Here is a 26,914-nt window from a genome sequence, read left to right as displayed (position 1 = left end):
TCCTCGGTGAGCGGATAGCCGTGGATCGAGATGGAGACGCCGAGCTGCAGCCCCTCGGTCGGCGGCGGCGCCGACCCGGCCGGGCAGGCCGACATCTGGATCGCGAAGCTCACCGTGACCGTCGACTCGGCGCCCACCGTTCCGCCGACGGGCGTCGTCGGGTGTTCGGATTCGGCGGTACAGGGCGCGGAGGCGTCGCTGCCCGGGGCCGAGATCGACAGGTCGGCCGTGTACTGCATCGCCGTATCAGCATGCGAGGTGACCGACACGTCGAGCGTCAGGACGTGCGTGGCCGAGTCGTAGTGCTTCGCCTGCTTCAGATTGCTGACGGCGTTGTCGCCCTGCTGCAGGCAGATCCGCTGCTGCATCTCGGCCTGAAACCCCTGGCCCGCCTCCGGATCCAGCGTGGCCTCGGCGATCCGCCCGCCGGAGGTCCTCGCCCGCACCTTCAGGGTCGCGATGGGCTGCACCGGTATGACGAATGACGGGTCGCTGTTCGCCGAGGGGTAGCCCAGGGCCGGATTCTGGGTGCAGTCCACCGTCACCACGCCGGCGACGATGCCGGTCTGGCCGGTCTTGAGCGTCGTCGCGCCGGTCGGCGCGAGGCTCGCGGTGCCGACCATTCCCGGTTCCGTCAGCATGGCGCCGAGCAGCACGATCGGCTGCGGACTCTGGTTGACCACCGGCACGTCGACCCGCTCCCGGACCTCGGCGTGCCAGCTCGCCGCCAAGGCCAGGTCCGCGAGGTCGGGGATCTGCGGCGGGTAGCCGGCTGAGGCGAGGCTGAACAGGTTCGCGATCCGGACGTCCGTCAGATGCCGGTGGTAGGCGGTCGTGAACGCCACGCCCGTACCGCCGAGGAACAGCGCCAGCGCGACGAGCGTGACCAGCAGCCGGTTCCGGGAGACGTGCGGCGGCAGCGTTCCAGGGTGCAGCCCGCCCTCGACGCGCTCGTCATCGAGCCACGCCGCGTCGCCGAGATCCTCGTCCTCGTCGAGGAATACGACCTCGTCCTCGTCATCCCCCATCAGGTCCACCTTTTCAAGAAAGCAAACCGCAGGCGGCGCGGACAAGCATGCCGAGATCGAAACTCTCCATCTGGAAGACCGCCGGAGTCCCTCGGTAGTACAGCAGCATCTCCAGTTCCACGTCGCCCCGCGCAGTCGTCACCAGCGTCGGGCAGGCCGAGACGTGAACGGTGAAACCGGCGACCATGTTCGCGCCGGGCTGGAGCGTCCCGGTGACCGGGCCGACGGGCGTCGGCGTCGACAGCGGAACGCTCGGCATCAGCGTCGGCGGGGTGGAGACGATCTCGACGACTTCGTAGCGCAGCGGCTGCGCGGCCAGCGACTGCGTGGAGACGGTCACGGTGAACGAGTGCGTCGCGGAGTTCACGGACTGCGGAAAGAAGCTCGTGGCCAGTCCATGGCCCTGCTCCACGCAGATCTCCTGGCGCACCGACTCGCCGCCGCCGTCCAGGCCCACCGAGGCCACGCCGACGGCCCCGCCCGTGGTGCGCGCCTGGACCAGCACGGCGTTGCCGCGGTCCGCGCCGGTGTTCGCCGCCCGGACCCCGCAGTCCACGGTGGCGACGCCGGTCAGCCGGCCGGTCTGCCCGGGCCGCAGCACCCCCGAGCCGCTCGGCCGCAGCGCGGCCGGCGCGGTCAGCCCCGGGCCGTACAGCGTGCTGCCGGACAGCAGGGTTATCGGGTCAGGGCTCTCATTCGTGACGTCCACGGCGACCGGCGCGCTCGGGTCGATCCGCCAGGCACCCGCGCCGCCGAGCGCTCCCGGGTCGAGCAGCGTGACCGGGTCGCCGACGTCCACCGCGTGCAGCATCAGCGTGTCCGCGGCAAGCTCGACCGCCTTGTCGTGCCGGTAGGTCGCCGCGCCGGCGTATCCGGTCGCGGCCAGCACGAGCGCGAAGACCAGCAGTGAGCCGAGGATCCGGCGCGCGGTGGTACGCGACGGCAGCCGCGCGCTCTCGTGCGACCGGACGTGCTCCTCGTCGTGCTCGCCCTGCTCGTCCAGCCAGGCGACGGAGTCCGGATCGTCGTGTGGGTCGATGAATTCGATCTGCGGCGGTTGATCCATTCGGCCTCATCCAATCGACCTGCCGCCAGGGAATCCGCGCCGGCGATGATCGTCGAGGCAGACTCTAGGCCGGGGCCGCTCCGCCGTCCAGAGTCGGCTTTACCGGATCGTGTCCGGGGGATCACCGGAAAATGCCGTGCAGGGGGTGACACGGCCCGGCGCCCATGACAGGATAATTCTCGCACCGGAAGCTTCGGGTTCCGGGCGGACGTGGGGAGCATCCGGTGGCGGATGCAGAAAGCAATCGGGGACTTTCCACGAAACCGCAGGTCAAAAATAGATTGCGGGCTTGGGGGAAAAGGTTCTAACCTCTGAGTCGCGCCGACGAACCAGGCCGGTGCCCCGCAGTTTGAACGAAGGCCGACAGGCCACCGCGCACGTCGATTCCGGCTCGCCCCCGGAACCGGCCGAGTACGAGAGGGAGGCGAGAGAAATCCAATGCTGACTCAGATCCAGATTGCCGAGCCGCAGGCTGCCGTTCTCGCCGCCTGCCCGCGCCCGCGCGCCGTGACCCCGGCTGTGCTTTCGAACCGCGTTCTTTCCCCGCTGATGCCGTCGTCCTCTCCCGCTTGGGTGGGCGTCGTGCGCCTCGGTGCGGTGTCCGAAGTGCGGCGCGGTCGGCTGATGGCCGAGCGTACGCGTGCCTTCGGCTTCGCCGCGGCCACCCGGCCGGCCGGCTATGCGGCCGCCGCGCGCGTCATCGGCGCCGGAGTCGTCGGCAGCGGCAGCGGAAGCAATGGCACGACCGGCAGCAAGAAGGACCAGCAGGACAAGCAGCACCTGACCGACCGTCGGGGACCCGTAACCTGGAGACCACCGCACTGACCGCCCGTCAGCGCGAGCAGCCTCCAGGCCGCGGAACCCGAGAACCGGGATCCGCGGCCTTATTCGTTCCCCGAAGCACCAGGGGGACGCGGCGGGCAGCGGGACCATCGATACGACAAGGACCGGAAAGACCGTGCAGATCGAAAGCCTCGATCAGGCCTCGACTTCTTCCACGACCAGCCCCGCCGTAGTCCCGAGCCCCCAGAAGGAGCCAGCGATGCAGCTGACCGTCTTCGAGCCCAACACCGTTCTTGACGACCTGCCCTGCCGCAGCGTCGAGCCCGAGCTCTTCTTCGCCGAGTCCCCGGCCGACGTCGAGCTCGCCAAGGCGGTGTGTACCGACTGCCCCATCCGCGAGGCCTGCCTGCAGGGCGCCCTGGAGCGCAAGGAGCCCTGGGGCGTCTGGGGTGGTGAGCTCTTCGTCCAGGGTGTCGTCGTCGCCCGCAAGCGGCCCCGGGGCCGTCCGCGCAAGACCGACGCCGCGCTCGTCGCCTGAATCAGTCCGTCCCCCGTCCCCACACACCGAGAAACCAGGAAAACCGATGTCCAAGACCCTGCTCAAGCCCGCCGGCGTCCGCGCCGAGTCCGGTAATCCGCACGCCTTCTTCGAGCTCGAACCCACCACCCAGAGGAGCAACACCACCATGTTCACCGCGAACTACGGCTACGCCCAGGAACTGCACAGGGAACGGTTACGACAAGCGGAGGCGCAACGCCTCCGACGCACCGCCTACCGCGCGCGGCGCGGTCTGGCGGCCCGGCTGCTCGGCAAGTAGCGGCCGGCCCGCCTAGCGGGCCGACGCGTCGGCAACCGAACACAGAGCAGTAGAGCACCAACACCCCCTGCCCGGTCAGGGCCCGGAAGCGTGAATCAGATCCCCGCGAGAGGGGTCACGCTTCCGGGCTCAGGCCGGGCAGGCAGGGTTCCAGCACCTCGCGCACGGCGATCGTCGAGCCGAGCTGGCAGAGGATGCCGAGGGTGCCCATGCTGACCCGGTGGATCAGCATGTACGCCGGCGGCAGGTTGAAGCGGCGGCCCACGGAGGCGGCCGGGTTGCCGCGACCGGAGAGATGCGAGCCCTGTTCGCGCAGCCAGGCGCGGCTGTAGGTGAAGATCTCGGCGCGCAGCGGGTCGAGCAGCGGGGCCAGGTAGTCCAGCGCCTCCTGCGGCTCCATCTTGATCCCCGGGCGCACGAAGCCCTCACCGCTCAGGATGCGCACGACCTCGTCGGCCTCGTCCTGCAGCGCGAATCTGATGGCGGTTCCGATCGCGGGCGGCATGCCCTCCGGCAGCCGGTTGACCGCGCCGAAGTCGAGCACGCCGAGCTGCCACGGTCCGTCCTCGTCCGCGCCGTCGACGGGCAGCAGCCGGAAGTTGCCAGGGTGCGGATCGGCGTGCAGCAGGCCGACCCTGCTCGGCCCGGAGAACAGGAAGCCGAGCAGCAGCCGGCCGGCCTCGTTGCGCTGCTCCGGCGTGCCCGAGGCGATGATCTTGGACAGCGGGATGCCGTCGATCCACTCGGTGACCAGCACCGTGCCCTGCTGCGCGACCACGGCCGGGACGTGGATGCCCGGGTCGTCCGCGTAGCCCTCTGCGTACGTGCTCTGGTTCTCCGCCTCGGCCGCGTAGTCCAGCTCCTCGGCGATCCGCTCCTTGAGCTCCGTCACCAGCGACTTGACGTCCATGCCGGGCACCAGGACGCCGAACAGCCGGGAGATCCGGCTGAGCTGGTTGAGGTCGGTGATCAGGGCCTTGCCCGCGCCCGGATACTGCACCTTGACCGCGACCCGGCGTCCGTCCGACCAGACGGCCCGGTGCACCTGGCCGATCGACGCGGCGGCCGCGGGGGAGTCGTCGAAGGATTCGAAGTGATCGCGCCACTCCGGGCCGAAGGACTGCGTCATCACCTTGTGCACGGACGAGGCGGGCAGCGCCGGCGCGTTCTCCTGAAGCTTGGTGAGCGCACCGCGATAGGGACCGGCGAGCTCCTCGGGCAGCGCGGCCTCGAAGACCGAGAGCGCCTGCCCGAACTTCATGGCCCCGCCCTTGAGCTCGCCGAGCACCTTGAACAGCTGCTCGGCGGTGCGGGTCTGCAGCTCGCTCGCGACGGCCGCGGCCGGCGCGCCGACCACCCGTTTGCCCAGGCCGATGGTGACCCGGCCGGCCAGTCCGAGCGGGAGCGTGGCCAGCTTGGCGGTTCGGGTCACCGCGTTACGCGGCAGATCACTCATACGGCCTATTCAAGCAGTTCGACTTGATGGAGGAAGCTGCGGGCACCGCAACCGCACGAGGGATGGGCGTCGATCTCGATCCGGAGCGGTGTGGCGTCCGGCGGGCGCAGGCTCGTCAGCGCGCCGAGCACCGTCGGTTCGCGGCCGTCCAGATGCGTCAGCGCGTACTGCACCGCGTACGCCGCGCCGAGCAGCATGAGCGAGGTGTCCGCGGGCGGCAGCTCGCCGGGACGAGCCGCGCCGAACTGCGCGAGGAACTGCGGCCAACTCGGGTCCAGCTCGCTCAGCCGCAGGTCGGCGCAGTGCACGCAGGCCGTGCGGCCGGGCAGCACGAGAGGGCCGACCAGTACCTCGTCCTCCGCCGGACGCACGAGCAGGTGCGGCACGCCATCCGCCATCAGGTTGCCGAGGAACTCCACCGGATATCGCTCGACCGGCGCAACGACGACGAGGTCGGGCCGGCGGGTCGAGTAGGCCGGGGCGATCCGGGTGGACGGCGTGTCGCGCTGGATCGCGCGGCAGGCGGCCTCCTGCCGCCGCTTGCCGACGTGCGCCGGATCGAGCGCGCCGGGTCCGGTGTCCCGATGGTCCGCGGGATTCGGGTCGACCGGCCGCACCACGCCCACCCCGGCCGCGGCCAGCTGCCGCGCGACCTGCGCGCCGATCGGGCCGAGCCCGTACACGGCCGTGTGCTGCTGCGCCCGCCGCTCCAGCGCCCGCGCCCCGGCGCCCGGCAGCCCGTTGCGCAGGCCGAGCGCGCTGACCACCGGCCCGAGCCGAGCCCGTTCCCCGACGCTGAGCCGGGCCAGTCCTGGAGTCGGCAGCGCCGCGTCGTCCAGCGAGCCCTCGAGGGCCAGCCGGTTCAGCAGGCCCAGCGAACGTTCACTCGTCAGGCCTAGTCGCGCGCCATAAGAAAGCAGCCCGTCGATATCCCGCGTGCCGTCCAGCGCCTCGAGAAGCACCCGTTCGGCGGAATCCAGCTGATGGATCCGGCGATGCGGCCCCCGGCCGAGTTGCAGGGTGTTCGGGTCCAGCCAGACGCGGCCCAATCCGGGCTTCAGGATCGGGCGCACCGGCGCGCGGCTCCTTCGGGTGAGGGGACGGAGAGGTCAGGCGGGGAAACACGGGGCGGGCCGGTATCCGGGAATTCGGATACCGGCCCGCCCGCGCCGGCGATTCCAGACCGCTGCCCGGCTCAGGCCTTGCCCAGAATCCGGTTGACCTTGGTGCCGCAGGTCGGGCACGTGCCCTGGGCCATGCGCCGGCCCGACTCGCTGACTTTGACCTCGCCGGTGAAGTGCCGCTTCTCCTTGCACTTCACGCAGTAGGCCTCACCCGTGTATGTCTCGGCCATGGTGGCCCTCCTGTGCTTCTCGCGGTTGGTTCGTCCGTTTGGCCGCGTTCGACCCCTGGACGAGAGTCACCATACGCGAGAGCGGAGCGTGTTCCCGCATCACGCACGCTCGGCGGGGCGCGCTCACACGCGTGTTGACGCGTTCGGGTGAGTTGTAGGACCGCCGGTCGGACGACCAGCGGATAGCCGCGGCGAAGGAGCGGGGATTCGCCCCGGAGATCACCGGGGCAATAGCAGTGCGGGGCCCCCAGGCGCACGTCCCGGTTCGCGCGGTGATCGCCCACCGCGGCCGCCGAGCTGTTTTCCGAAGGCCCCGCATTCAGGTGACGACGGTACGGCGGTGGGGCCCGGGTCGTCAATTGCGCCACGCGAACGGCTGTGGACAACCCTGGGGATAACCTGGTGACAATCCCGTCAAGTATGTGGATCGTTCCGGCATTTCATGTGGATAACCGGTGGACGAAACCGAGTTCCGGCCTTTCACCAGGCAGGATAAGAAATCTTTCGACGAAGTCCGTACGTCGGAGTGCGTGCCCGGGGAAGATTTCGCAACACTTGGGCCCGCGGGTGGCGCCAAAAGGGCTCCGAACCGCTACGTTGGGTTGCGTGTCAGCCGACCTGACCCCGCCGGACGCAGAGGACGCCGCGGGGTCGAAACGTGGTACGGCCGCCGGGGACGCCGTGGAGGTACGTCGTTCGGCGCGTCGACGGCGGACCGTGTCCGCGTACCGGCAGGGCGACCGGACCGTCGTGCTGATCCCGGCGCAGATGTCGGCGCGCGAGGAGGAGCGCTGGGTCAAGGCGATGGTAGCCCGCCTGGACTCGCGCGAGCGCCGCAGCCGGCCGGGCGAGGCCGAGCTGGCCGCCCGGGCCAAGGACCTCTCGGTCAGGTATCTCGGCGGCCGGGCCGTCCCGCTCTCGGTGCGCTGGGTGACGAACCAGGGCGCCCGCTGGGGCTCGTGCACCCCGATCGACGCGTCGATCCGGCTCTCCGACCGGCTGCGCGGCATGCCGGACTTCGTCATCGACTACGTGCTGCTGCACGAACTCGCCCACCTGATCGAGCCCAACCACGGCGCGGGCTTCTGGAGGCTGCTCGAGGGCTTTCCGAAGCTGGAGCGGGCCCGCGGCTTCCTCGACGGCTTCGCGGCCGCGAGCGCCGCCGCGGCGGGAGCGGACTCGGGCGCCGCCGAGGGCACCGACGTGGACGACGGCGACGTGGAGGACTGCGGCGAGCAGGACGGCGGCGAGCAGGACGGCGGCGAGCAGGAGATCTCAGCCTGAGCCGAGGCAGATGAAGGCGGGGGCCTCGGGGTGCTCCGCCTGCGCCTTCGCCAGGGCCTGCGCCGGGCGGACGTTCGCGCCGAGCTCGGTGTGCAGCGCCGTCATCAGGACCCTGGTGTACTCGTCGTCGACCGGGGCCACCGAGGCGATCAGGGTCTTGCTTCCCAATGCCAGCAGGGCGCTGGCCACGCCCATCAGCTCGTCGCCCGGGTGGATGCCGGACAGGGCCGAGTCGCAGGCCGAGAGGATCAGCAGCCGCGGCGCGCGGCCGAGGGATTCGAGGTCGTAGACGGTCAGCGGCCCGTCGGCCAGCTCCAGGTTCGAGAACAGCGGGTTGTCCTTGCGGAACTTGCCGTGCGCGGCCAGATGCGCGAGCCGGGCTCCGTCCCAGGACGCGGCGACCGCCTCGGCGGCGGCCCGCCCGCCCTGCAGGGGCTCGGCGTCCGGATAGAGCTTCGCGATCGCCGCGATCTCGTCCTCGGCGTGCGGCAGGCCGGGGCCGTGCGCCAGCGCCACCGGACCGGGACGCCGCGGGACCTGCTCGGCGGCCAGCCAGCTGCGCGCCGACGGGGCGACCGTCAGGATCCTGTTCTCCATCGACGGCAGCGCGGCCCACGCGAGCGCGTGCAGCGAACCCGTAGGCACCAGCACGAGTTCCTCGTCGTCGCCGAGCCGCTTGCGCAGCGGGCCGAGCAGCATCCCGTCCAGGTTCTTGCGCGCGTGCTGGTAGATCTGTCGCGCACCCTCGAGCATCCGCGACGAGCCGTGCTGCCTCGCGATGCGGCCCATCGCGAAGCGCAGCGACTCCAATTCCTTGAGCACCGCCTGGTACGAGCCGATCCGGTGCCGCGTGCACCGGCCGTCCGCCACGACGATCGCGTGCAGCTCGTCCTCAAGCCGCACGTACTCCACGAGCGTCCGGCCGTTCAGCGCGCCGTTCAGGGCCCTGAGATCGAGCGGGGACTCCGCGGACGACTGGGTCCCCGGCGTGTGCCGGGCCAGTTCCCTGATCTCCTCCTCGAGCTTGACGCGCTCGCGCTGCAGTGCGCGGATGTCCTTGCCCACCAGCGCGTCGTCGGACACCTGCGAGGTCACGTAGCGCAGCCTGGCCAACAGTTCCGCCAATTGCCCCGACTGCGCCGGGCGCACGGGTGCGCGCCGCAGCGAGGCCGCACGCCACTGCTCCGCGCGGACCAGCAGACTGCGCGCCGAACCGCCCTCCAGACTCAGCCGCAGCCCCGCCTTCGCCAGATCCGCGCCCAGCGCGGCGCTGCCGGCCCGCAGGTCCGTCGCGCCGAGCGTGCCGGCGAATTCGGCCAGCACCCTCAGGCCCTGGGTCACGGCACGTCCGGCGCCGCCGCGGTCCCCGGCGAGCAGCCTGCGCTCGCTCTCCGCCTCCCAGGCCAGGATCCGCAGCGAGGCCAGGCCGCCGCTGAACCGCGCCTCGCCGATCAGCCCGTAGAGCCGGGCGGCCTGCGCCCGGCGACCGAGCGCGGCGGCGGTACGCGCCGCGAGCAATCGCGCCTCCTGCGGCGAGAGCAGCCAGCCGGAGCGTTCGAGGGCGGTCGCGCAGCGGATCAGCTCCCGGAGAAGCTCGGTCGTGCGTTCGCCCTCGGCGTACCGCGCGGCGAGTTCGACCTGCCAGGCCCACGCCGACCAGGTGCGCCGCCGCTGCTCGGTGAAGTCCGCTCGCGCGTCAGCGGCCAGCGCCGACGCCCGTCCCACCTGGTTCGCCGCCAAGGCCGCCCGCGCGGCCATCAGCCGCGATTCGGCGGCGTCGAAGGCCCGCCCCCGTTCGAGCTGTCCGGCGACGGCGCGTTCGGCGTTCTCCAGCGCCTCCACCGCCAGACCCGCGGTGAGCAGCGCGTCGGCCCGGTCGGCATACGCGGCCTCCACCCGGTGTGAGCTCTGCTCTCCGGCCCGCAGCGAACGCGTGATCTCCTGCAGCGCCTCGGGAATGCGGCCGGCGCGCAGCAGCACGAAGCCGTAGTTGAGATGCAGGTTGAAACCGACGTCGGTCATGTCGGCGGACTCGGCGAGGGCGATCGAGCGACGCAGGTCGTCGGCGGCGATCTCATGCTTGCCCTGGTAGGCCAGCATCGTGCCACGCAGGCTGAGCATGATCACCTGCCAGCGGCGGTCGTCGTGCCGCAGCAGCACGGGTTCGGCGGCGGCGTAGGACTCCAGCGCCTCGGCATTGCGGCCCAGCCGTTGCAGGACCAGGCCCAGATTCACCCGCAGCCTGGCCAGGTCGAGCTGGGCATCAGGCCCCTGCAACGCCGCTTCGGCGAGTGCCGCCTCGCGCAGCGCTTCCCGGGTGCGGCCCAGGTGCGACAGCATGACGAGCAGCGAGGTGCGCGCCTGGGCCGCGCGCAGCGGCAGGCCGAGGCGCTCCGCGGTACCGACGGCCCGGCGCGTCTCGGCCACGGCGGCGGCGTCGTCGCGGTCCCTGAGTGCGAGGCCGAGCACCCGCAGCGCGACGGTCGCGGCCTCGTCCGCGTCGTGCTCCGCGAGCAGTTCCCGGGCACCCGCGCCCGCCGCGACGGCATCGCCTTCGGCTGCGGCGAGCAGCTCCAGTGCGCGGGCAAGGCGAAGCGAGCCGTCCGCGATAGGCACGCTGACGGCGTCGTGGGAACGGGTCATTCAGTTAGCTTCTCAGATGGCACCCCATTCAGTCACCACGCGTGTGCCGTCCGGTAGCTCGCAGCGCAGCCGCGTCGGACCGGCCGGCAGCTGCGGCAGCGAGAATCGTCCCAATTCGTCCACGTCTGTGGCGGCGCGCGCGCCGCCCGCGCTCTCCAACCACACCTCGCGCGGGCCCGCCGGCACCACCTGGCCGATCAGCTTCCGGCCGTCCGCCAGCTCCGTGGACTCCACCACGAAGGTCAGGTGTTCGGCCTCGAAGGTCAGCAGGCGCTGGTCGCCGGTGGCCCGCACGGCCCGCCCGGTCAGCGACTCCTCGTCCAGCAGCTTCGCCAGCTCGCTGTCGAAGTCCAGCCAGCCGAAGGCGCCGCGCGCGGCGGCCAGCACCGACTCGGGCACCGGATCGTCGTTCTGGTAGAGCGCGTTCAGTTCGGCCAGCAGGCGTACGTCGTCGTACCCGTTCCCGCCGTACTCTTCACGGGTCATGAGCTCGTCCCCCTAGGACTGACCGTCTCTCAACGGGTTCACGATGACTGCGTGTACTGAACACGCAGCCGCTCCAGGCAACGCGACCTGGTCGGGCCGATGGAGCCCACCGGCATGTCCAGGGCGGCGGCCACCTCGCTGTAGTTCGCCTCGTCGCTTGCCGCGATGACACGCAGCAGCTTGCGGCAGCGCTCCGGCAGCTTGGCCAGGGCGACGCGCAGCTGCGCGTACTCGTCGGCGACCAGGGCGTGCTCCTCCGGACCGTCCTTGCCCTGGTCCGACTGCTCGTCCTGGAGTTCGTCCGGGATCTCGAGGCTGCGCCGACGCAGCAGTTTGATCCCCTCGCGCCGGGTGGTGGTCGCGAGCCAGGAGCCGAGGCGTTCCGGCTCCTTGATCTGATCCATGTGCTCGACCAGCCGCAGCCAGACGGTCTGGCTGAGGTCGGCCACGTCCGAGGCGGGCAGTTCGAAGCTCTGGGCCACCGCCCAGACCAGCCGGCCGAACCTGTCCACCAGGCCGTTCCAGGCCTCGCCCTCCCCGCGCAGAGCGGCGGCCAGCAGCTCGGCGTTCCTCGGCCCCGCGGGCTCCGCGCTGTTCGACGGCATGACTCACGCTCCCACGCGCCCGACCCCGTGCCGGGCGCGTGAGAAACACTAGCGAGATCACGCGGTGGCGTCATACTGTCGGCTACCCGATCTCCACCCCGAAGTCGGGGTCGGTCTTCGGGCGGGCCGTGTCGAGCAGGATCTCGGCGGCCTCGCGAGCCGTGATGTCCTTGTCGCCGGACAGTCGCGCGATCGCTCCCGCGACGTAGGGGGCGGCGAACGAGGTGCCGCTCCACCGCGCGTAGCCGAGCTCGATCTCGCCGTCGGGGCGGCGCTGCGGGAACGGTCCCGCTACGTCGACACCCGGGGCGCTCGCGTCCACCCACCAGCCGCGATCCGAGAACGGCGTCTTGGATCCGACCGCGACGCAGTCCTTGAGCGCGGCCGGCCAGAACGGCCGCTCCGAGCCGTTGTTGCCCGCGGCGGTGACGATCACCGTGTGGCTGCCGAACTTGCGCAGCGAGTCGGCGACCAGCGGCGAGGGGTGGTCGGCGTTCGCGTAGCCGCCGAGCGAGATGTTGACCACGTCCACCCTGGTGCCGCTCGCCTGCTCCCGGCGCCGGATCCGGTCGAGGCTGTGCAGCAGCTCCAGCTCGTCGCAGATGCCGATGTCGTCGAGCAGGCGGTCGATCCACAGCCGCGCGTTCGGCGCCTTCTGCAGTACGACGCCCGCGACGAACGTGCCGTGCCCGGCCTGGGCGTCGAGCTCGTAGTCGCATTCCGTCGCCACCGGGTCGAGCTGTTCCGTGGTGACCTGCGGCCACCAGTCGGTGTTGGTGAACCAGGGGTGCGGGGTGATTCCGGTGTCCAGCACCGCCACGGTGACCTCGCGGCCCACGCCGTTGGCCACCGGAGCCGGCACCGGGGCGCACAGGGTCGGCACGCCGAACGGGCCGCCGCGGTAGTCGGGCTCGCCGCGCAGCAGGTGGTTCGGTGTCGCGCTGATGCCCTGCCCGCGCAGGTCGGCGGCGAATTCCGGCACGTCCACCCGGGCGGAGGCTCGCAGCCGCAGCCGATGCACGCCGATCTCGGGATACTCGTCCACCCGGTCGACGAAGTCGGCGCCGGCCTCGCGGGCGTGCTCCGACTGGTGCTCGGTGACAAGTACTTGATCCCGGCGGTGCAGCGCGCCGTCGGTGAATACCGCGTCCGGATGGCGGCTGAGCAGCCGCTCGAGACGCGCCTTGTGATTCGTGCGCACAAATCCTCCCTTGACTACGTCAGGCACTTTATCGGTGCGTTCCGACACTGCTCGCTGCTCGGCGTCTGTCGCCGGGGAAGCAGGCCGTACCCCCGTGCCGTCCTGGTCCCCAGGGAGGTGTGGAGGCGAAGCCGAAACCGTGGCAACCGCCCGGCGGCCGCCGAGATCCCCCTCGGATCCCCCCTCACGGCCGTCGGGCGGGCACGGTGCTCCCCCCACCTTGATCCCCCACCAGTACTCCATCGCCCGCCGGATCCCTCCCCGAGATCCGAAGGACGATGAAGCGGAGACCGGACCGGGCTCTCCCCTTCCCGATCCGGTCAATTACAAGAGCGCCGGGCCGAGGCCCCAGATACATCGAGACGAAAAAAGTTCTGAGAAATTTCTGCGGCAAATGTCCGTTTTCACCGTGCCGCACAGCGGAATTTCACCTCGGCGCCGCATCCCCGCCATGTCGATGGCGCACCCCTATAGGTTAGGCTCGCCTAAGTTTGGCGTCAGTCGGTCGCGGAGGAGCTCGCCCGCCCTATGTGGAACACAGCGTTTCCCAGTTTCCTGATCGGTCTCCGCGAGGGCTTGGAGGCCGGGCTCGTCGTCTCGATCCTCGTCGCCACGCTGGTGCGGGCCGAGGCCAAGGACCGGCTCGGCGCCGTGTGGACCGGCGTGGCCGCCGCGCTCGCGGTCAGCCTCTCCTTCGCCGCCGTGCTCACCTTCACCTCGGCCGCGCTGCCGGCGGGCGGCCAGGACGCCTTCGGCGGCCTGCTCTCGCTGCTCGCGGTCTGCTTCGTCACCACGATGGTGTTCTGGATGCGCCGCAATGCGAAGAGCCTGTCCGGCGACCTGAAGGCGCGGGTGAGCGAGGCGCTAGGCCGCGGGAACAAGGTGCTGGTGCTCACGGCGTTCCTCGCCGTCGCCCGGGAGGGCCTGGAGACCTCGCTTTTCCTGTGGACGACCGCGAAATCGGCCGGACAGGCGCGCGGCCCGATGCTCGGCGCGCTGGTCGGCATCCTGCTCGCGGTCGCGCTCTGCTGGGGCCTGTATCGCAGGGTGCTGAAGATCAACCTGACCCGGTTCTTCGGGTACACCGGCGGCGTGCTCATCGTGATCGCCGCGGGCGTGCTGGCGTACGGCCTCGGCGACCTGCAGGAGGCGAACGTGCTGCCGGGCTACGCGGCGCACGCCTTCAACCTGAGTATCGACGCCGGCTCGTGGTACGCGATGCTGATCGCGGGCACTCTCAACCTCACGCCGGTGATGACCTGGCTCCAGGTCGCGGGCTACGTGCTCTACCTGGCGACGACGATGACGCTGTTCGTGCACGGGGTGCGCGCGGCGGGCCGGGCACAGGCCGCGGCGGGCACACCCGGGGTGTCCCGGGCCGAGCGCGCCGCCGCCCGTAGGGCCGCCGAGGAGACCGCGCTCGCCGAGCAGCTGGCCGAGAAGGCGCGCGCCGCGCGGGAGCCCGAGCCGGGGGAGAGGCGCCGCAGGGCCCCGCGCTGGGCCGTGTACAGCTCGATCATCGCCGTCCCCGCGGTGGCCGCCGTGGCCACGATCTCGGTGATGGGCACCGCGTCCGCGAGCAGCACGATCCAGATCGGGATCACCGAGTCCTCCTGCGGCACCGGCTGGACCTCGCCGACCGCCGGGACGCTCAGCTTCAACATCACCGACAACGGCGCCAACACCGCCGAGGTCTACCTGATCAACCCGACGACCAACGCCGTCTACGGCGAGGACCCGGACGTCACGCCGGGCGCCAGCGAGGTCATGAACGTCTCGATCGGCGCCGGGGACTACGTCTTCCGCTGCTCGTTCGTCGACGGCACGGTGAAGAACTCGGCGACCTACCACGTGACCGGATCGAGCAGCGGGCTCGCCGCGGTGGTCCCGGTGACCGAGCAGGACATGCAGCAGCCGGTCTACGACTACCGCGCGTACGTGCAGACCTCGCTGCCCGGGCTGCTCACCGCGGCCGAGAAGCTGGACGCCGACCTGCGGGCCGGGAACCTCGCCCAGGCCGAGACCGACTGGCTGCCCGCGCACCTGGCCTACGAGCGGCTCGGCGCGGCGTACGGCACCTTCGACACCTTCGACAGCGAGATCAACGGCTCGGCCAGCGGACAGCCGCAGGGCACCGCGACCACCGGCTGGACCGGCTTCTTCCGCATCGAGTACGGGCTCTGGCACGGCCAGACCGCCGCCGAGCTCGCCCCGTACGGCGACAAGCTGGTTTCCGACATCAATGGTCTGATCAAGGCCTTCCCCCGGCAGGCCACCCCGGCGAGCGACCTGCCGCTGCGCACCCACGAGATCCTGGAGAACGCGCTGCAGTTCCAGCTCACCGGGATCCAGGACTACGGCAGCGGCACCACGCTGGACACGCTCTACGCGAACACCCAGGGCACCCAGGAGGTGCTCTCCACCATCAGTTCCCTGATCCAGCGCGGCGACCCCGGCCTGCTGACCCGGATCAACCAGGGCCTGGCCACCCTGCAGGCCGATCTGAAGTCCGTCGGCGCCGGACCGTGCACCGCCACCTGCGCCGGCCCGCCCACGGCCGTCGGCGCGCTGAGTACCGCGCAGCGGCAGCAGATCAACGGCGATCTCGGCCAGCTGCTGGAGACCCTTTCCCTCGTGCCCGACCTGCTGGAAGAACGGACCGCCGCCTGATGTCCGAGTCAGAGAACATCGACGCCGCGACCGCGCCGCCGGAGACTCCGGAGCCCACCCAGACCGCCGTGCCCGAAACGGGAAGCTGCCCCTTCTCCGGCGCCACCGCCGACGGCGCGGGCCTGGTCGACTCCGCCACGCTGCACGCCGCCCTGCGCCGCCGCTCCTTCCTGCGCGGCGCCGCGGTGGGTGCCGCCGGAGCGGTGGCCGTCGGCGCCGGAGTGGCCGGCGCGACGGTCGCCACGGCCGACGACGGTTCGAGCACCGGCTCGGGCCGCCTCATCCCGTTCCACGGCGCGAACCAGTCCGGCATCCTGACAAAGCCGCAGGCCTTCGCGACCTTCGTGTCCTTCAACGCCACCGCGAAGAGCCGCGCCGACCTGATCGACCTGTTCAAGACGATCACCACCCGCGCGCGCTTCCTGACGGCCGGCGGCACGCCCGCGGACCTCGGTCTCGCCTCGCCGCCCTCCGACAGCGAGACCCTCGGCCCGGTCGTGCCCGCGGACGGCCTGACCATAACGCTCGGCGTCGGCGCCTCGCTCTTCGACGACCGCTACGGCCTGTCCTCGCGCAAGCCGGCGCGGCTGTCGAAGATGCCGGTGTTCCCCAACGACGACATGGTCGACTCGACCGAGCTGCACGGCGACATCTCGCTGCAGATCTGCGCCGACCATCAGGACACGGTGATGCACGCGCTGCGCGACATCGCCAAGCACACGCGCGGCGCGATGCAGGGCAACTGGAAGATCGACGGGTTCCAGGCGGTGCCGCGGCCCAGCGGCACGCAGCGCAACCAACTCGGTTTCAAGGACGGCATCGCCAACCCGGACGTCAACGACGACAGCTCCACCAGCGCCCTGATCTGGGCGCACGGCGGCCTGCGCGGCGAGCAGCAGTGGGCCGGCGGCGGCTCGTACCAGGTGATCCGGATCATCCGGATGCTGGTGGAGTTCTGGGACCGGGTCTCGCTCAACGAGCAGGAGCTGATGATCGGCCGCCGCCGCGAGACCGGCGCCCCGCTCAGCGGTACCGGCGAGTTCGACACGCCCGAGTACACCAGCGACCCGATGGGCAACGTCATCCCGCTGGACGCGCACATCCGGCTGGCCAACCCGCGCACCAAGGCGTCGTACGACCAGCAGATCCTGCGCCGCGGCTACAACTACGACCGCGGCTTCGACGTGGACGGGAACCTCAACGTGGGCCTCGCCTTCTGCTGCTACCAGCAGGACGTGGTGCGCCAGTTCGAGGCCGTGCAGACCCGGCTGATCGACGAGCCGCTGGTCGACTACATCTCGCCCACCGGCGGCGGCTACTTCTTCGCGCTGCCGGGCGTGCGGAACTCCGCGGACTACTTCGGCTCCGGGATGTTCGCTTAAGCAGTCTGTCGAGCACGTCGCCCCCGTCACGGAATCCGTGACGGGGGCGACGCGCCTGGTCGGTCGGACGGTGACTAGTCCCGCAGGACCGCGCCGCTGGTCGGGCTCAGCAGCACCCGGCGCGAGGACGTCTTGTTGAAGTCGAACATCGAGCTGAGCGAGCCGGCGTACTGCGACAGCGAGCCGTCGATCGAACCGGTGCTCCAGTTCTGCTCGATGAAGGACAGCACCGAGGTCTGGTCGGTCACCGAGTGGTCGACGTAGTTGCTCTTGGCGTACGGGGAGATCACCAGCAGCGGCAGGCGCGCGCCGTAGCCGCAGCGGTCCTGCTCGCCGGCCAGCGGGGCGCGGGCCGTGCTGCCGCACTGGCCGGTGCCGTCGAGCGCGTCCACCGCCGGGTCGGAGGAGGAGTTCACGTTCGGCGGGGCCTGGTGGTCGTACCAGCCGTCGGAGTCGTCGTACGCGATGACGATCGCGGTGCTGCTCCAGTACTTGGAGGATTCGATCGCGTTGATGGTGTTGACGATTCCGGTCTGCTCGTCCGTCGGGTCGGAGTAGCCGCCATGGCCGTCCTGGTACGCGGCCTGCTTCACGTAGGAGACCGAGGGCAGGTTGCCGGCCTTGATGGACTGATAGAAGTACGACAGGTCGTACTGGTGGTTCGCCTGGCCGTTGTTGCCGACCTCGGACTCGGAGGCCGGGGCGAGGTGCTGCGGGTTGGCCGTCGACTTGTAGTACTCGAACGGCTCGTGGTGCGCGCTGTAGTCGTTGATCGTCGCGCCGCCCACGTTGGTGTGCGTGGAACCACAGACGGCCTTGCTGGTCGAGGTCGCCGGCGTCGTCGCGCCGAAGCCGCCCTGGAACCAGCCCCAGGTCACGTGCTTCTGGTTCAGCAGGTCGCCGACGTTGGTGCCGGTCATCTCGAGCCGGTTGGTGCCGGCGCCGCAGTCGTCGAAGTACGGGTCCATGTCGGCGATGTCGGTGCCGACGTTGCTCGAGTTCGGCGAGCCCACCACGGCGGTGTCGGACACGGGGGCGCCGGTGGTCGCGTTGACCACTTCGCCGCCGTAGGTCTGACCCGAGACCAGGTTGATCGCGCCCGGGGTGGACGGACCGTACGTGGTGTCGTACGAGTTGTCACTCATCGCGTAGTTCTGAGCGTAGTTCCACAGACCCGTGACGGTGTTGCCGTCGTAGTAGTCCATCACCAGGCCGGGCATGCCCTGGTCCGGCGAGGAGCAGGTGTCGACGCCCGTGTTCTGCGGGAATTTGTCCGCGAGGCCCATGTCGTAGGCCTTCTGCTCCGGGGTGTCGGAGTGACCCTGGTCGCAGGTCAGCGCCTGGGCAGGGGTCAGCCGCGTCGGGTTGGCCCCGTTCGGGTTGTTCTCCAGCAGGCTGGTCGTCAGGCCGTTGACGGTCGGCGTGTTCGACTTGGCCTTGAATGTCGTGCCGTCGGTGTTCGCCGCGTTCGGGTACGTGCCGAAGTAGTGGTCGAAGGAGACGTTCTCGTCGAAGAGCACGACCACGTGCTGGATCGGCGTCGTGGTGCCGGCGTGCGCGCCGGTGAGCACGATCGAGCCGCCCGAGGACTGCGGTGCGATCGCGCCTGGGTTCTCCGAGCCGAAGCTCGGCTGGGCGACCGCGAAGGACAGGCCGACGGCGACGGCGCCGGCCACGGCGGTGACCGCCGCGCGACGCTTGGTCTTGGCTTGCATCAGGGATTCCCCTCCGGATGGGGCAGGGCAGCGGATGGTACTGAGCCTACGAGTCCGTAGCCTCGACTCCGTGGGAATCCCCTCGGCGATCCCGAGCCAAAGCAGCGGTGAACTTCGGCTGTACTACTCATAAAGCACTCGGCCGTGAGTGTTCACACCGGGTGATCGGGTGACATCGTTTCCTTATTCACCCGATCAGCCCTCCCGCCTCGACCTCGTTCGGCCCAACCGGTCTGCGTGCCGGTCGCTGAGTGCCTGTCTCAGTCGGCCTTGCGCCGGCGCGTGCCGAACACGATCTCGTCCCAACTGGGCACGGTGGCCCGGCGGCCGGGTTTCACCCCGTCGTTGACCGCCTGCTGGTCGGTGTCCCCGCGCAGCCGCTCCTTGTGCGGGCCGACCGGGCCGAACAGCGCGTCCGAGTACGCCGTGCCCGCACCGGTGCCGCCCGCTGCCGCTGCCGTTGCCGCGGCCGGACGGCTGCCGTTGCCGTTGCCGCCCGCCGCCGGGGTGCCCGACGCGGCCGGGGTCTCGGCCACCTCGAGCTCGCCCTCGGTGTCCGAGGCCGCGGTCGTGGCGCTGGCGCCCGCCGCCGCGGTCCGGGAACCGTTGGGCCGCACCGGAAGCGCGGTCACAGAACCCTGGCCCGCGGCCGGACGGCCGTGCCAGGACTGCAGCGAGGTCACCTGCGCGGAACGCGAGCCGCCGGCCGGCGTGCCGCCGCCCACCGCGGAGCGCGCGGCGAAGGGGAACGCGGTGTCCGGTGCGGCGTCGCTGGACAGCAGCCGCGCCTCGTCGTCCACCGGGTGCACCAGGCGCCGCGGCGGGTCGAAGCTCCAGGTCGCCTCGTAGGGCAGACCGCCGATCCGGAAGGACATCCGGACCGTCCACACGCTCTCGTCCTTGCGCCAGGAATCCCATTGCACGGAATCGAGATCCGGGTCGCGCGCCGCCAGCCGCTCGCGTACCACGTCGCCCAGCTTCGGGCCGTGCGTCTCACCGGAACGGCGCACCTGGGTGTTCTGCGCCCGCTCGGCCATGAAGGCGCGCTCGGCGAGCACCGGGCCCTCGAAGCGGCGCACCCGCTCGAGCGGGATGCCGGCCGCGTCCGCCACCTGCTCGGCGGTCTGCCCGGCGCGGATCCTGGCCTGGATGTCGCGCGGACGCAGCTGCGCGTCCAGCTCTATCTCGATCTGGCCGAGCCTGGCCCGGTCCCCGCGCACAGCGGCGCGCAGCCGGTCGTCGATCGCGAGGAAGAATTCCTGGCCGTCGGGGGCACGCAGCACCAGACGGTCACCATCGCCGGTGACCGCCATAACTCGCAGTTCGGTCATGGGACCTCCTGTGTGCTGCCCCTGGCGGGTTGGGCCGAGCGCGCTCCTGTACCGAGTGTGGCGGCATTCCGCGGCCTCTGGGAAGAGACCACGCCCGTTCGGCGCAACGCCGTGACACTCGCGCTACCCGTTCGGGGGACGAGGCGGTCGCGAGGTCGGCCGAAGCCGGTAACGCGAGTCGCCATCTGTACCTATCCCCCAGGCGGATCCGGAAACCTCCGTCGGCACCCGGTCGGGCGCTGCCGTCCACGGTATCAGTGTGCGTCCCTTTCGCGGAGGCCCAACACCGTACATCCCGAAGCAAAGCCAGCGCGAGTGAGCCGGTCAACACACCTCGGACATTTGGTGTGCGGTGGTGTATCCGGCGATTCGCTTGCGATCATTGCGGTATGCACTCAGCCCCGGCACCGCACCTGCCGATCGTATTCGACCTGCTCGGCATCCTCACCGCGTCCTCCGCCGGTGCGCTGACCGGTTTGCGTAAGGGCCTTGATCTGGTGGGCGTTCTGGTGCTGGCGGCGGCGGCCGGACTCGGCGGCGGCGTCGTCCGGGACCTGATGATCGGCGCGGTTCCGGTGGCCATGCTGACGGACTGGCGATATCTGGCGACGGCCAGTTTCGCGGCCGCCTTCGTGCTGCTGGCCGAACACCCGCGGATTCTCGGCAGACCGCTGCCGGTGATCGACCGGGCGCGCGGCCGGATTCCTTTGTCCACCGCCTTTCTGGTGGCCGATTCAGCGACGTTGGGTTGTTTCGCGGTCTCCGGCACGGCGAAGTCTTTGGACTACGGACTCGCGGTGATTCCGGCTTCCTTGATGGGCGTGGTGACTGCGGTCGGCGGCGGCGTGATCCGCGACGTGCTGGTGAATGAGGTACCCCTCGTGCTCCGTCGCGAGCTCTATGCCGTGCCCGCCCTAGTCGGCGCGCTGATCGTCGCCGCCACCGGCCGCTACGACCCCGCCGCGACCCCGCTCGCCTTCCTCGCCGCCGCGGTCACCATGGGCCTGCGGATTCTGGCCGTACGCAAGGATTGGCACGCGCGGCTGCCCGGGGCGTAGGGGATCACACTGGTTCCCAGCGCAGGCCGTCTTTGTTCTCGCACATGATCGGGTCGCCGTTGGCGTCGATGCCGCTCTTGCCGGAGTCAGACTCGCGGCAGAACTCGCCGGGCTTGTAGCAGTTGCCGCCGTTGGTAAGCGGGTAGCAGCTTTGCTTCTGCGCCGTGGTCTGCACGGGCGGCGGCGCCTGCGTTGTGCGTACCGGGGCGGGCGGCGTGTAGGCCGGAGCAGCCGAAGTATGCACCGGGGCGGCCGCGGCGGTCGTCTTCGGCGGGGCGCTCGAAACGGAAGCACGAGACGTCGTCACCACAGGCGGCGGTACCGCGGGCTGGCTGGAGGCCGGCGCCTGCGACGACGAGGCTGTCGTCCCACCGACCGCCGTCGGGCTGAGAGCGGTCGTCGTGGCCGGCGGCTGGTTCGAGACCGCCGCGATGATCACGATGATGCCGACGACGGCCGTGATGATGCCGCGCCGCCGCACCGACCAGTCGGGCCGCATCCAGAGCAGGACTACGCCGACCGGGAAGAAGAAAATCAGTAAGAGCACTACGTAGACGGTGCGCCGGTACCAAGGCTGCGTTGAAAGCCGCGTTGACCGCGCCCGCGACGCCGCGGCGCGGTGCGGCGAGATGACGAACTCGTCGTCCGCGACCCACAACGGCCAGCCGGACGGCGGCCGCGGCCAGGACGGATCGGGCTCCCAGCCGGGCGGGGGAGACCAGCCCTCGGGCGGTTGAGGCCAGTTCGGCGGTGAATTGAATCTCATGAACGCCCCCTCGGCGACGACGGCAAGCCGTCGACGCCCTGTATACGGTTATTGGCATTGCGCAGGGGCACGAACGCTAGACCCCGGCGAGGGGCGGGAAATGGCAAACGCCATGCTTGTGATCCGAGCGCGACGCGCGCGAAGCCAGACCGTGACCGCGGGGTCGCCTAGCGTCCCACCGGCCTCATCCGCATCCAGGCCGCACCGTCAACCGAACGTGAGCTCCGTCGTCTCGCCGTCTTGGCGGTCGAAGACGGCGAGGCTCGGCTGGACGTAGTCGGCGCCGCGGGGGCCGTGGATGTGGATGCCGGTGAACAGGGCGATGTCGGCCGGGTACTTGTCGTCGCGCAGCACGTTCACGACGTCGGCGGTGCCCTCGTCGATCAGTTCGCGGGCGATGCCGGTGATCTCGAGCAGGTCCGCCTTCTCCTGATCCGAGACCCGCGGCGCGATCCGGTCGCGCAGCCGGGACTGCTCCGGGTCCTCAGGGTCCAGATACGGGTAGTCGGAGATGTGCACGTTGTCGCTGCGCAGCGCGTCGGCGACGGCCAGCAGGGCACCGCAGGCGTACGTCACGCCGGGCACCCCGGGCCGTTCGCACTCACCGATCGCGCCTGACGCGCCGACGCCGATGTGGGTGAGGCCGATGAGCACGAAGGTGCGGCGTCCCTCGATCAGCGGAGCGTGCCCACGCGCCGCGATGACACCCGTACGGCCCAATGTGAAAAGTCCGGCCAGGCCGGCCATGTTGAACGCCCCGCCCCAGGCCCGCTGCAGCTCGGCGGTCAGGCCGAAGGCGAGCTCGTCCCGGCAGGTCGCGATGAGCGGCAGCGCGCTGCCGCGGATCACGCCGAAGTCGACGAGTGTGTTCTGCGTGCCGATGACGAACTGGTTCGCCGGCACGGCGCCCGGAAAATCACGGGCCAGGGTCTCGGTGAAGGTCACGGCCGCGGCCTCCTGCTCGATTCGCTGCTCTTCGGTGATGCCCGGACGGACACCGTCTTCCATGATGATCGAGCGGCCTTGTTTCGGCCACGTGAGTTTCGCCTCGCGCCCGGGTTCGGAATCGCCCGGCGGATGGGGTATCTTGATGTCGAGATAAGTCGTAACGCCACACCACGTAACGCCACACCAGAGGAGACCCGCGGTGTCCACCAACAGCCTCGGAGCGCGCGCCGACCTGCGCGTCGGCGAAGAGACCTACGAGATCTTCCGGCTCGACGCCGTGCCCGGTGCCGAGCACCTGCCCTACTCGCTGAAGGTGCTGCTGGAGAACCTGCTGCGCACCGAGGACGGGGCGAACATCACCGAGGGGCACATCCGGGCGCTGGCCGGCTGGGACCCGCAGGCCGAGCCGGACACCGAGATCCAGTTCACCCCGGCCCGGGTGATCATGCAGGACTTCACCGGCGTGCCCTGTGTGGTGGACCTGGCCACCATGCGCGAGGCGGTGGTCGCCCTCGGCGGCGACGCGGCGAAGGTCAACCCGCTCGCCCCGGCCGAGCTGGTCATCGACCACTCCGTCATCGCGGACGTCTTCGGCACCCCGGACGCCTTCACCAAGAACGTGGACATCGAGTACCAGCGCAACCGGGAGCGCTACCGCTTTCTGCGCTGGGGCCAGACCGCCTTCGACGAGTTCAAGGTCGTCCCGCCCGGCACCGGCATCGTGCACCAGGTGAACATCGAGCACCTGGCCCGCGTCGTGATGTCCCGCGGCGGCCAGGCCTACCCGGACACCGTGGTCGGCACCGACTCGCACACCACCATGGTCAACGGCCTCGGCGTGCTCGGCTGGGGCGTCGGCGGCATCGAGGCCGAGGCGGCGCTGCTCGGCCAGCCCGTCAGCATGCTGATCCCGCGGGTGGTCGGCTTCAAGCTGACCGGCGAGCTGCCCGCCGGGGCCACCGCCACCGACCTGGTGCTCACCATCACCGAGATGCTGCGCAAGCACGGCGTGGTCGGCAAGTTCGTCGAGTTCTACGGCGAGGGCGTCACCTCCGTTCCGCTGGCCAACCGCGCCACCATCGGCAACATGTCGCCGGAGTTCGGCTCCACCTGCGCGATCTTCCCGATCGACCAGGAGACGGTGAACTACCTCAAGCTGACCGGCCGTACCGAGCAGCAGCTCGCGCTGGTCGAGGCCTACGCGAGGCAGCAGGGCCTGTGGCACGACCCGTCGCACGAGCCGAAGTACTCCGAGTACGTCGAGCTCGACCTCGGCACGGTCGTCCCCTCGATCGCCGGTCCGAAGCGCCCGCAGGACCGGGTCGTGCTGTCGGAGAGCAAGTCGCGTTTCCGCAGCGCCCTGCGCGACTACGTGTCCGCCTCGGACGAGTCCGGCATCGAGTCCTTCCCGGCCTCCGACGCCCCGGCCGTCTCGAACGGCTTCGCCAAGCCCACCAGGGTGACCGCGCCCGACGGCACCGAGTTCGAGATCGACCACGGCGCGGTGGTCATCGCGTCGATCACCTCGTGCACCAACACCTCGAACCCGTCCGTCATGCTCGGCGCCGCGCTGCTGGCCAAGAACGCGGTGGAGAAGGGCCTGACGGCCAAGCCGTGGGTCAAGACCACGCTGGCGCCCGGTTCGCAGGTCGTCACCGACTACTACGACCGCTCGGGCCTGACCCCGTACCTCAACAAGCTCGGCTTCAACCTGGTCGGCTACGGCTGCACCACCTGCATCGGCAACTCCGGCCCGCTGCCCGAGCACGTCTCTGCCGCGGTCAACGCCGCCGACCTGGCCGCCGTCGCGGTGCTGTCCGGCAACCGCAACTTCGAGGGCCGGATCAACCCGGACGTGAAGATGAACTACCTCGCCTCGCCGCCGCTGGTCATCGCGTACGCCATCGCGGGCACGATGAACTTCGACTTCGAGAACGACGCGCTGGGCCAGGACGCCGACGGCGACGACGTGTACCTCAAGGACATCTGGCCCGCCCCGGCCGAGATCCAGGAGGTCATCAACTCCTCGATCTCCGCGGAGATGTTCGCGAAGGGCTACGCGGACGTGTTCGGCGGCGACGAGCGTTGGCAGTCGCTGCCCACGCCGACCGGCAACGTCTTCGAGTGGGACGCCGACTCGACGTACGTGCGTAAGCCCCCGTACTTCGAGAACATGCCGGCCACCCCGACCCCGGTCGTCGACGTCGCCGGCGCCCGCGTGCTCGCCAAGCTCGGCGACTCCGTGACCACGGACCACATCTCGCCGGCCGGGTCCATCAAGGCCGACTCGCCCGCGGGCAGGTACCTGGCCGAGCACGGCGTGGAGCGCCGCGACTTCAACTCCTACGGTTCCCGTCGTGGCAACCACGAGGTGATGATCCGCGGCACCTTCGCCAACATCCGGCTGCGCAACCAGCTGCTGGACGGCGTCGAGGGCGGGTTCACCAAGAACCTGCTGACCGGCGAGCAGTCCACGATCTACGACGCCTCCGCGGCCTACGCCGAGGCGGGCGTGCCGCTGGTCGTGCTGGCCGGCAAGGAGTACGGCTCCGGCTCGTCCCGCGACTGGGCGGCCAAGGGCACCGCGCTGCTCGGCGTCAAGGCCGTCATCGCCGAGTCCTACGAGCGGATCCACCGCAGCAACCTGATCGGCATGGGCGTGCTGCCGCTGCAGTTCCCGGCGGGCAAGAGCGCCGCCTCGCTCGGCCTGACCGGCGAGGAGGAGTTCACCATCACCGGCGTCACGGCGCTCAACGAGGGCTCCACGCCGAAGACCGTGAAGGTCAAGGCGGGCGACATCGAGTTCGACGCGGTCGTGCGCATCGACACGCCCGGAGAGGCCGACTACTACCGCAACGGCGGGATCATGCAGTACGTGCTGCGCAACCTGCTGCGGGACGCGTAGTTCGTAGACAGTCGACGGGCCGCGGTGCGATCGCACCGCGGCCCATTCGCTTAGCGCCTCCTTATCCCCCCGCGCGTATCACTGAGTACGTGACGAGCAACGCTGACCGCTCACTGATAGCGCACCTGTTGCGGCGCACCGGATTCGGCGCCAGCGGGCCGGAGATCGACGCGGCGTACGCGGCGGGGTACGCGAGCACCGTGGACGGCCTGTTCGCGTCGAGTGACGACCCCGGCGTGGCCGCTACCCCCGCGCCGAGCCTGCCTGCCGCCATCGACAAGTCCGCCGACGCCGACCTCGTCGCCTGGTGGCTCGCGCGGATGACCGCCGCGCACAACCCGTGGCCGGAGAAGCGCACGTACTTCTGGCACGGCCACTTCGCCACCTCGCTCCAGAAGGTGCGCTATGCGCCGCTGATGCTCAAGCAGAACCAGACGATGCGCACGCTCGGCGGCGGCGACTTCCGCACCCTTTTCCGCACGATGCTGACCGACCCGGCGATGATGCTCTGGCTCGACGCCGAGGGCAGCACGGCCAAGGCGCCGAACGAGAACCTGGCGCGCGAGTCGATGGAGCTCTTCAGCCTCGGCGTAGGCCACTACGCCGAGACGGACGTGCGTCAGGCCGCGCTCGCGCTGACCGGCTGGCGCCTCGACCGGACCACCGGCGCCGCGACGTTCTCCACGAAGAACCACGCCCCGGGGCCGGAGACGATCCTCGGCAAGACCGGGTCCTTCGATGTCGACTCCTTCACCGATCTGCTGCTCGCGCAGCCCGCCAGTCCCGAATTCGTTGTGGCACGGCACTGGTTCCGGCTCGGCTCGGCCGCGGCGATTCCCGCGTCGACCCAGCGGAATCTGCTCGCCGCCTACGGGGCGAACGGTGCGAGCGGATCGAACGGTGCGAATAGTGTGAACCGCGCGCAGACCGATCTCGGCGCCCTGGCCCGAGCGCTGTTCACCGACGCGTCGTTCACCGGCTCGACCGCGCGCTACGCCCTGGTCAAGCAGCCCGTCGAGTACGTCGTCGGCGCACTCAGGGCCCTGAAGATCTCGCCGACGGCCAAGGACACGACGACCCTGCGGGCGGTGCTCACCGGCCTCGGCCAGCTCCCGTTCTATCCGCCGAACGTCGGCGGCTGGCCGTCGGGACAGCTGTGGCTCACCACGGCCGCCCTGCAGTCCCGCATCGCCTTCGCCCGCTGGGCCGCGACCGCCGGGGACCTGTCGACGGTCGCCGACGCGTCGACGGGCTCGCGGATCGACGCCGTCGGCTACCTGCTCGGCGTGGACGCCTTCTCCGCGCGGACCACGGCCGCCCTGTCCGACGTCGTCGGCAGCCCGCCGAGCCTGGTCGGGCTCGCCCTGCTCAGCCCCGAATACCAGGTCGACTAACGCCAGCCAAGGTCAACCGAG

At 70.5% G+C, this 26,914-nt stretch carries 22 protein-coding genes; 9 read left to right on the top strand and 13 right to left on the bottom strand.

Annotated elements, in window-relative coordinates:
* Positions 1-1,028: hypothetical protein (locus VG296_RS11405; protein WP_325565625.1), on the bottom strand; the 1,028-nt coding region annotated here is incomplete at its 3' end.
* A gap of 13 nt (positions 1,029-1,041) precedes the next feature.
* Positions 1,042-2,094, bottom strand: a complete 1,053-nt coding sequence (locus VG296_RS11400) for a hypothetical protein (RefSeq protein WP_325565624.1) — start codon at positions 2,092-2,094, stop codon at positions 1,042-1,044.
* A gap of 438 nt (positions 2,095-2,532) precedes the next feature.
* Here VG296_RS11400 and VG296_RS11395 point away from each other — a divergent pair, with 438 nt between their 5' ends.
* From VG296_RS11395 to VG296_RS11385, 3 genes are all read left to right on the top strand, one after another.
* Positions 2,533-2,919, top strand: coding sequence for a hypothetical protein (locus tag VG296_RS11395; RefSeq protein ID WP_325565623.1), 387 nt, complete (start codon positions 2,533-2,535; stop codon positions 2,917-2,919).
* A gap of 133 nt (positions 2,920-3,052) precedes the next feature.
* Entirely contained in the window at positions 3,053-3,415 is a 363-nt protein-coding gene (locus tag VG296_RS11390) for a WhiB family transcriptional regulator (protein ID WP_414641085.1), read from the top strand.
* Positions 3,416-3,461: 46 nt separating this feature from the next.
* Complete coding sequence (locus VG296_RS11385; protein WP_325565621.1) at positions 3,462-3,695, top strand: hypothetical protein; 234 nt, start codon at positions 3,462-3,464, stop codon at positions 3,693-3,695.
* A 115-nt stretch (positions 3,696-3,810) separates the two neighbouring features.
* Here VG296_RS11385 and VG296_RS11380 read toward each other — a convergent pair whose 3' ends face one another.
* The 3 genes from VG296_RS11380 to VG296_RS11370 all read right to left on the bottom strand — a co-directional run bounded on the left by VG296_RS11380 (position 3,811) and on the right by VG296_RS11370 (position 6,505).
* Positions 3,811-5,151, bottom strand: coding sequence for an AarF/ABC1/UbiB kinase family protein (locus VG296_RS11380; RefSeq protein WP_325565620.1), 1,341 nt, complete (start codon positions 5,149-5,151; stop codon positions 3,811-3,813).
* 5 nt (positions 5,152-5,156) lie between these two features.
* A complete protein-coding gene (locus tag VG296_RS11375) occupies positions 5,157-6,224 on the bottom strand; it encodes a TOMM precursor leader peptide-binding protein (RefSeq protein ID WP_325565619.1) in 1,068 nt (355 codons plus the stop codon).
* Positions 6,225-6,346: 122 nt separating this feature from the next.
* Positions 6,347-6,505 (bottom strand): DUF5679 domain-containing protein, encoded by a 159-nt coding sequence (locus VG296_RS11370; RefSeq protein WP_169739932.1) that lies wholly within the window; start codon positions 6,503-6,505, stop codon positions 6,347-6,349.
* Between the two features lie 606 nt (positions 6,506-7,111).
* Here VG296_RS11370 and VG296_RS11365 point away from each other — a divergent pair.
* Positions 7,112-7,789, top strand: coding sequence for a M48 family metallopeptidase (locus VG296_RS11365; protein ID WP_325565618.1), 678 nt, complete (start codon positions 7,112-7,114; stop codon positions 7,787-7,789).
* Here the strand turns inward: VG296_RS11365 and VG296_RS11360 are convergent.
* The 4 genes from VG296_RS11360 to VG296_RS11345 form a co-directional block, all read right to left on the bottom strand.
* Positions 7,781-10,432, bottom strand: a complete 2,652-nt coding sequence (locus VG296_RS11360) for a CHAT domain-containing tetratricopeptide repeat protein (protein WP_325565617.1) — start codon at positions 10,430-10,432, stop codon at positions 7,781-7,783. The two genes, VG296_RS11365 and VG296_RS11360, sit on opposite strands and share 9 nt — an antisense overlap.
* A gap of 12 nt (positions 10,433-10,444) precedes the next feature.
* Positions 10,445-10,918: a hypothetical protein gene (locus VG296_RS11355; RefSeq protein WP_325565616.1), complete on the bottom strand. Its 474-nt coding sequence runs from the start codon at positions 10,916-10,918 to the stop codon at positions 10,445-10,447.
* A 38-nt stretch (positions 10,919-10,956) separates the two neighbouring features.
* Positions 10,957-11,523: a sigma-70 family RNA polymerase sigma factor gene (locus VG296_RS11350; RefSeq protein ID WP_325565615.1), complete on the bottom strand. Its 567-nt coding sequence runs from the start codon at positions 11,521-11,523 to the stop codon at positions 10,957-10,959.
* Positions 11,524-11,605: 82 nt separating this feature from the next.
* Positions 11,606-12,724 (bottom strand): S8/S53 family peptidase, encoded by a 1,119-nt coding sequence (locus VG296_RS11345; protein WP_325565614.1) that lies wholly within the window; start codon positions 12,722-12,724, stop codon positions 11,606-11,608.
* A 528-nt stretch (positions 12,725-13,252) separates the two neighbouring features.
* Between VG296_RS11345 and efeU the strand changes: the two genes are divergently transcribed.
* The gene (gene efeU / locus VG296_RS11340) at positions 13,253-15,394 is read left to right on the top strand and encodes an iron uptake transporter permease EfeU (RefSeq protein WP_325565613.1); all 2,142 of its coding nucleotides are present in this window, start codon (positions 13,253-13,255) and stop codon (positions 15,392-15,394) included.
* On the top strand, positions 15,394-16,776 hold the full coding sequence (locus tag VG296_RS11335; RefSeq protein WP_325565612.1) for a Dyp-type peroxidase: 1,383 nt from the start codon (positions 15,394-15,396) through the stop codon (positions 16,774-16,776). Before efeU ends, VG296_RS11335 begins: the two co-directional genes overlap by 1 nt.
* A gap of 74 nt (positions 16,777-16,850) precedes the next feature.
* Here VG296_RS11335 and VG296_RS11330 read toward each other — a convergent pair whose 3' ends face one another.
* Together VG296_RS11330 and sepH are read right to left on the bottom strand one after the other, a co-directional pair.
* Entirely contained in the window at positions 16,851-18,491 is a 1,641-nt protein-coding gene (locus VG296_RS11330) for an alkaline phosphatase family protein (protein ID WP_325565611.1), read from the bottom strand.
* Positions 18,492-18,751: 260 nt separating this feature from the next.
* Positions 18,752-19,822 carry a septation protein SepH gene (sepH, locus tag VG296_RS11325; RefSeq protein ID WP_325565610.1) on the bottom strand — a complete coding sequence of 357 codons (1,071 nt, stop codon included), beginning with the start codon at positions 19,820-19,822 and terminating at the stop codon, positions 18,752-18,754.
* A gap of 389 nt (positions 19,823-20,211) precedes the next feature.
* On the opposite strand from sepH, the gene VG296_RS11320 reads away from it, so the two are divergent.
* Complete coding sequence (locus VG296_RS11320) at positions 20,212-20,880, top strand: trimeric intracellular cation channel family protein (protein ID WP_325565609.1); 669 nt, start codon at positions 20,212-20,214, stop codon at positions 20,878-20,880.
* 4 nt (positions 20,881-20,884) lie between these two features.
* Here VG296_RS11320 and VG296_RS11315 read toward each other — a convergent pair whose 3' ends face one another.
* A complete protein-coding gene (locus VG296_RS11315) occupies positions 20,885-21,646 on the bottom strand; it encodes a hypothetical protein (protein WP_325565608.1) in 762 nt (253 codons plus the stop codon).
* 207 nt (positions 21,647-21,853) lie between these two features.
* Positions 21,854-22,654: a hypothetical protein gene (locus VG296_RS11310; RefSeq protein WP_325565607.1), complete on the bottom strand. Its 801-nt coding sequence runs from the start codon at positions 22,652-22,654 to the stop codon at positions 21,854-21,856.
* A gap of 139 nt (positions 22,655-22,793) precedes the next feature.
* On the opposite strand from VG296_RS11310, the gene acnA reads away from it, so the two are divergent.
* The gene (acnA, locus tag VG296_RS11305) at positions 22,794-25,499 is read left to right on the top strand and encodes an aconitate hydratase AcnA (RefSeq protein WP_325565606.1); all 2,706 of its coding nucleotides are present in this window, start codon (positions 22,794-22,796) and stop codon (positions 25,497-25,499) included.
* Between the two features lie 89 nt (positions 25,500-25,588).
* Positions 25,589-26,893, top strand: a complete 1,305-nt coding sequence (locus VG296_RS11300) for a DUF1800 domain-containing protein (RefSeq protein ID WP_325565605.1) — start codon at positions 25,589-25,591, stop codon at positions 26,891-26,893.
* Positions 26,894-26,914: the final 21 nt, after the last annotated feature.

The organism is Actinospica sp., from assembly GCF_035552695.1.
GTDB lineage: Bacteria > Actinomycetota > Actinomycetes > Streptomycetales > Catenulisporaceae > Actinospica.
This window is presented reverse-complemented; position numbering and strand designations above follow the sequence as displayed.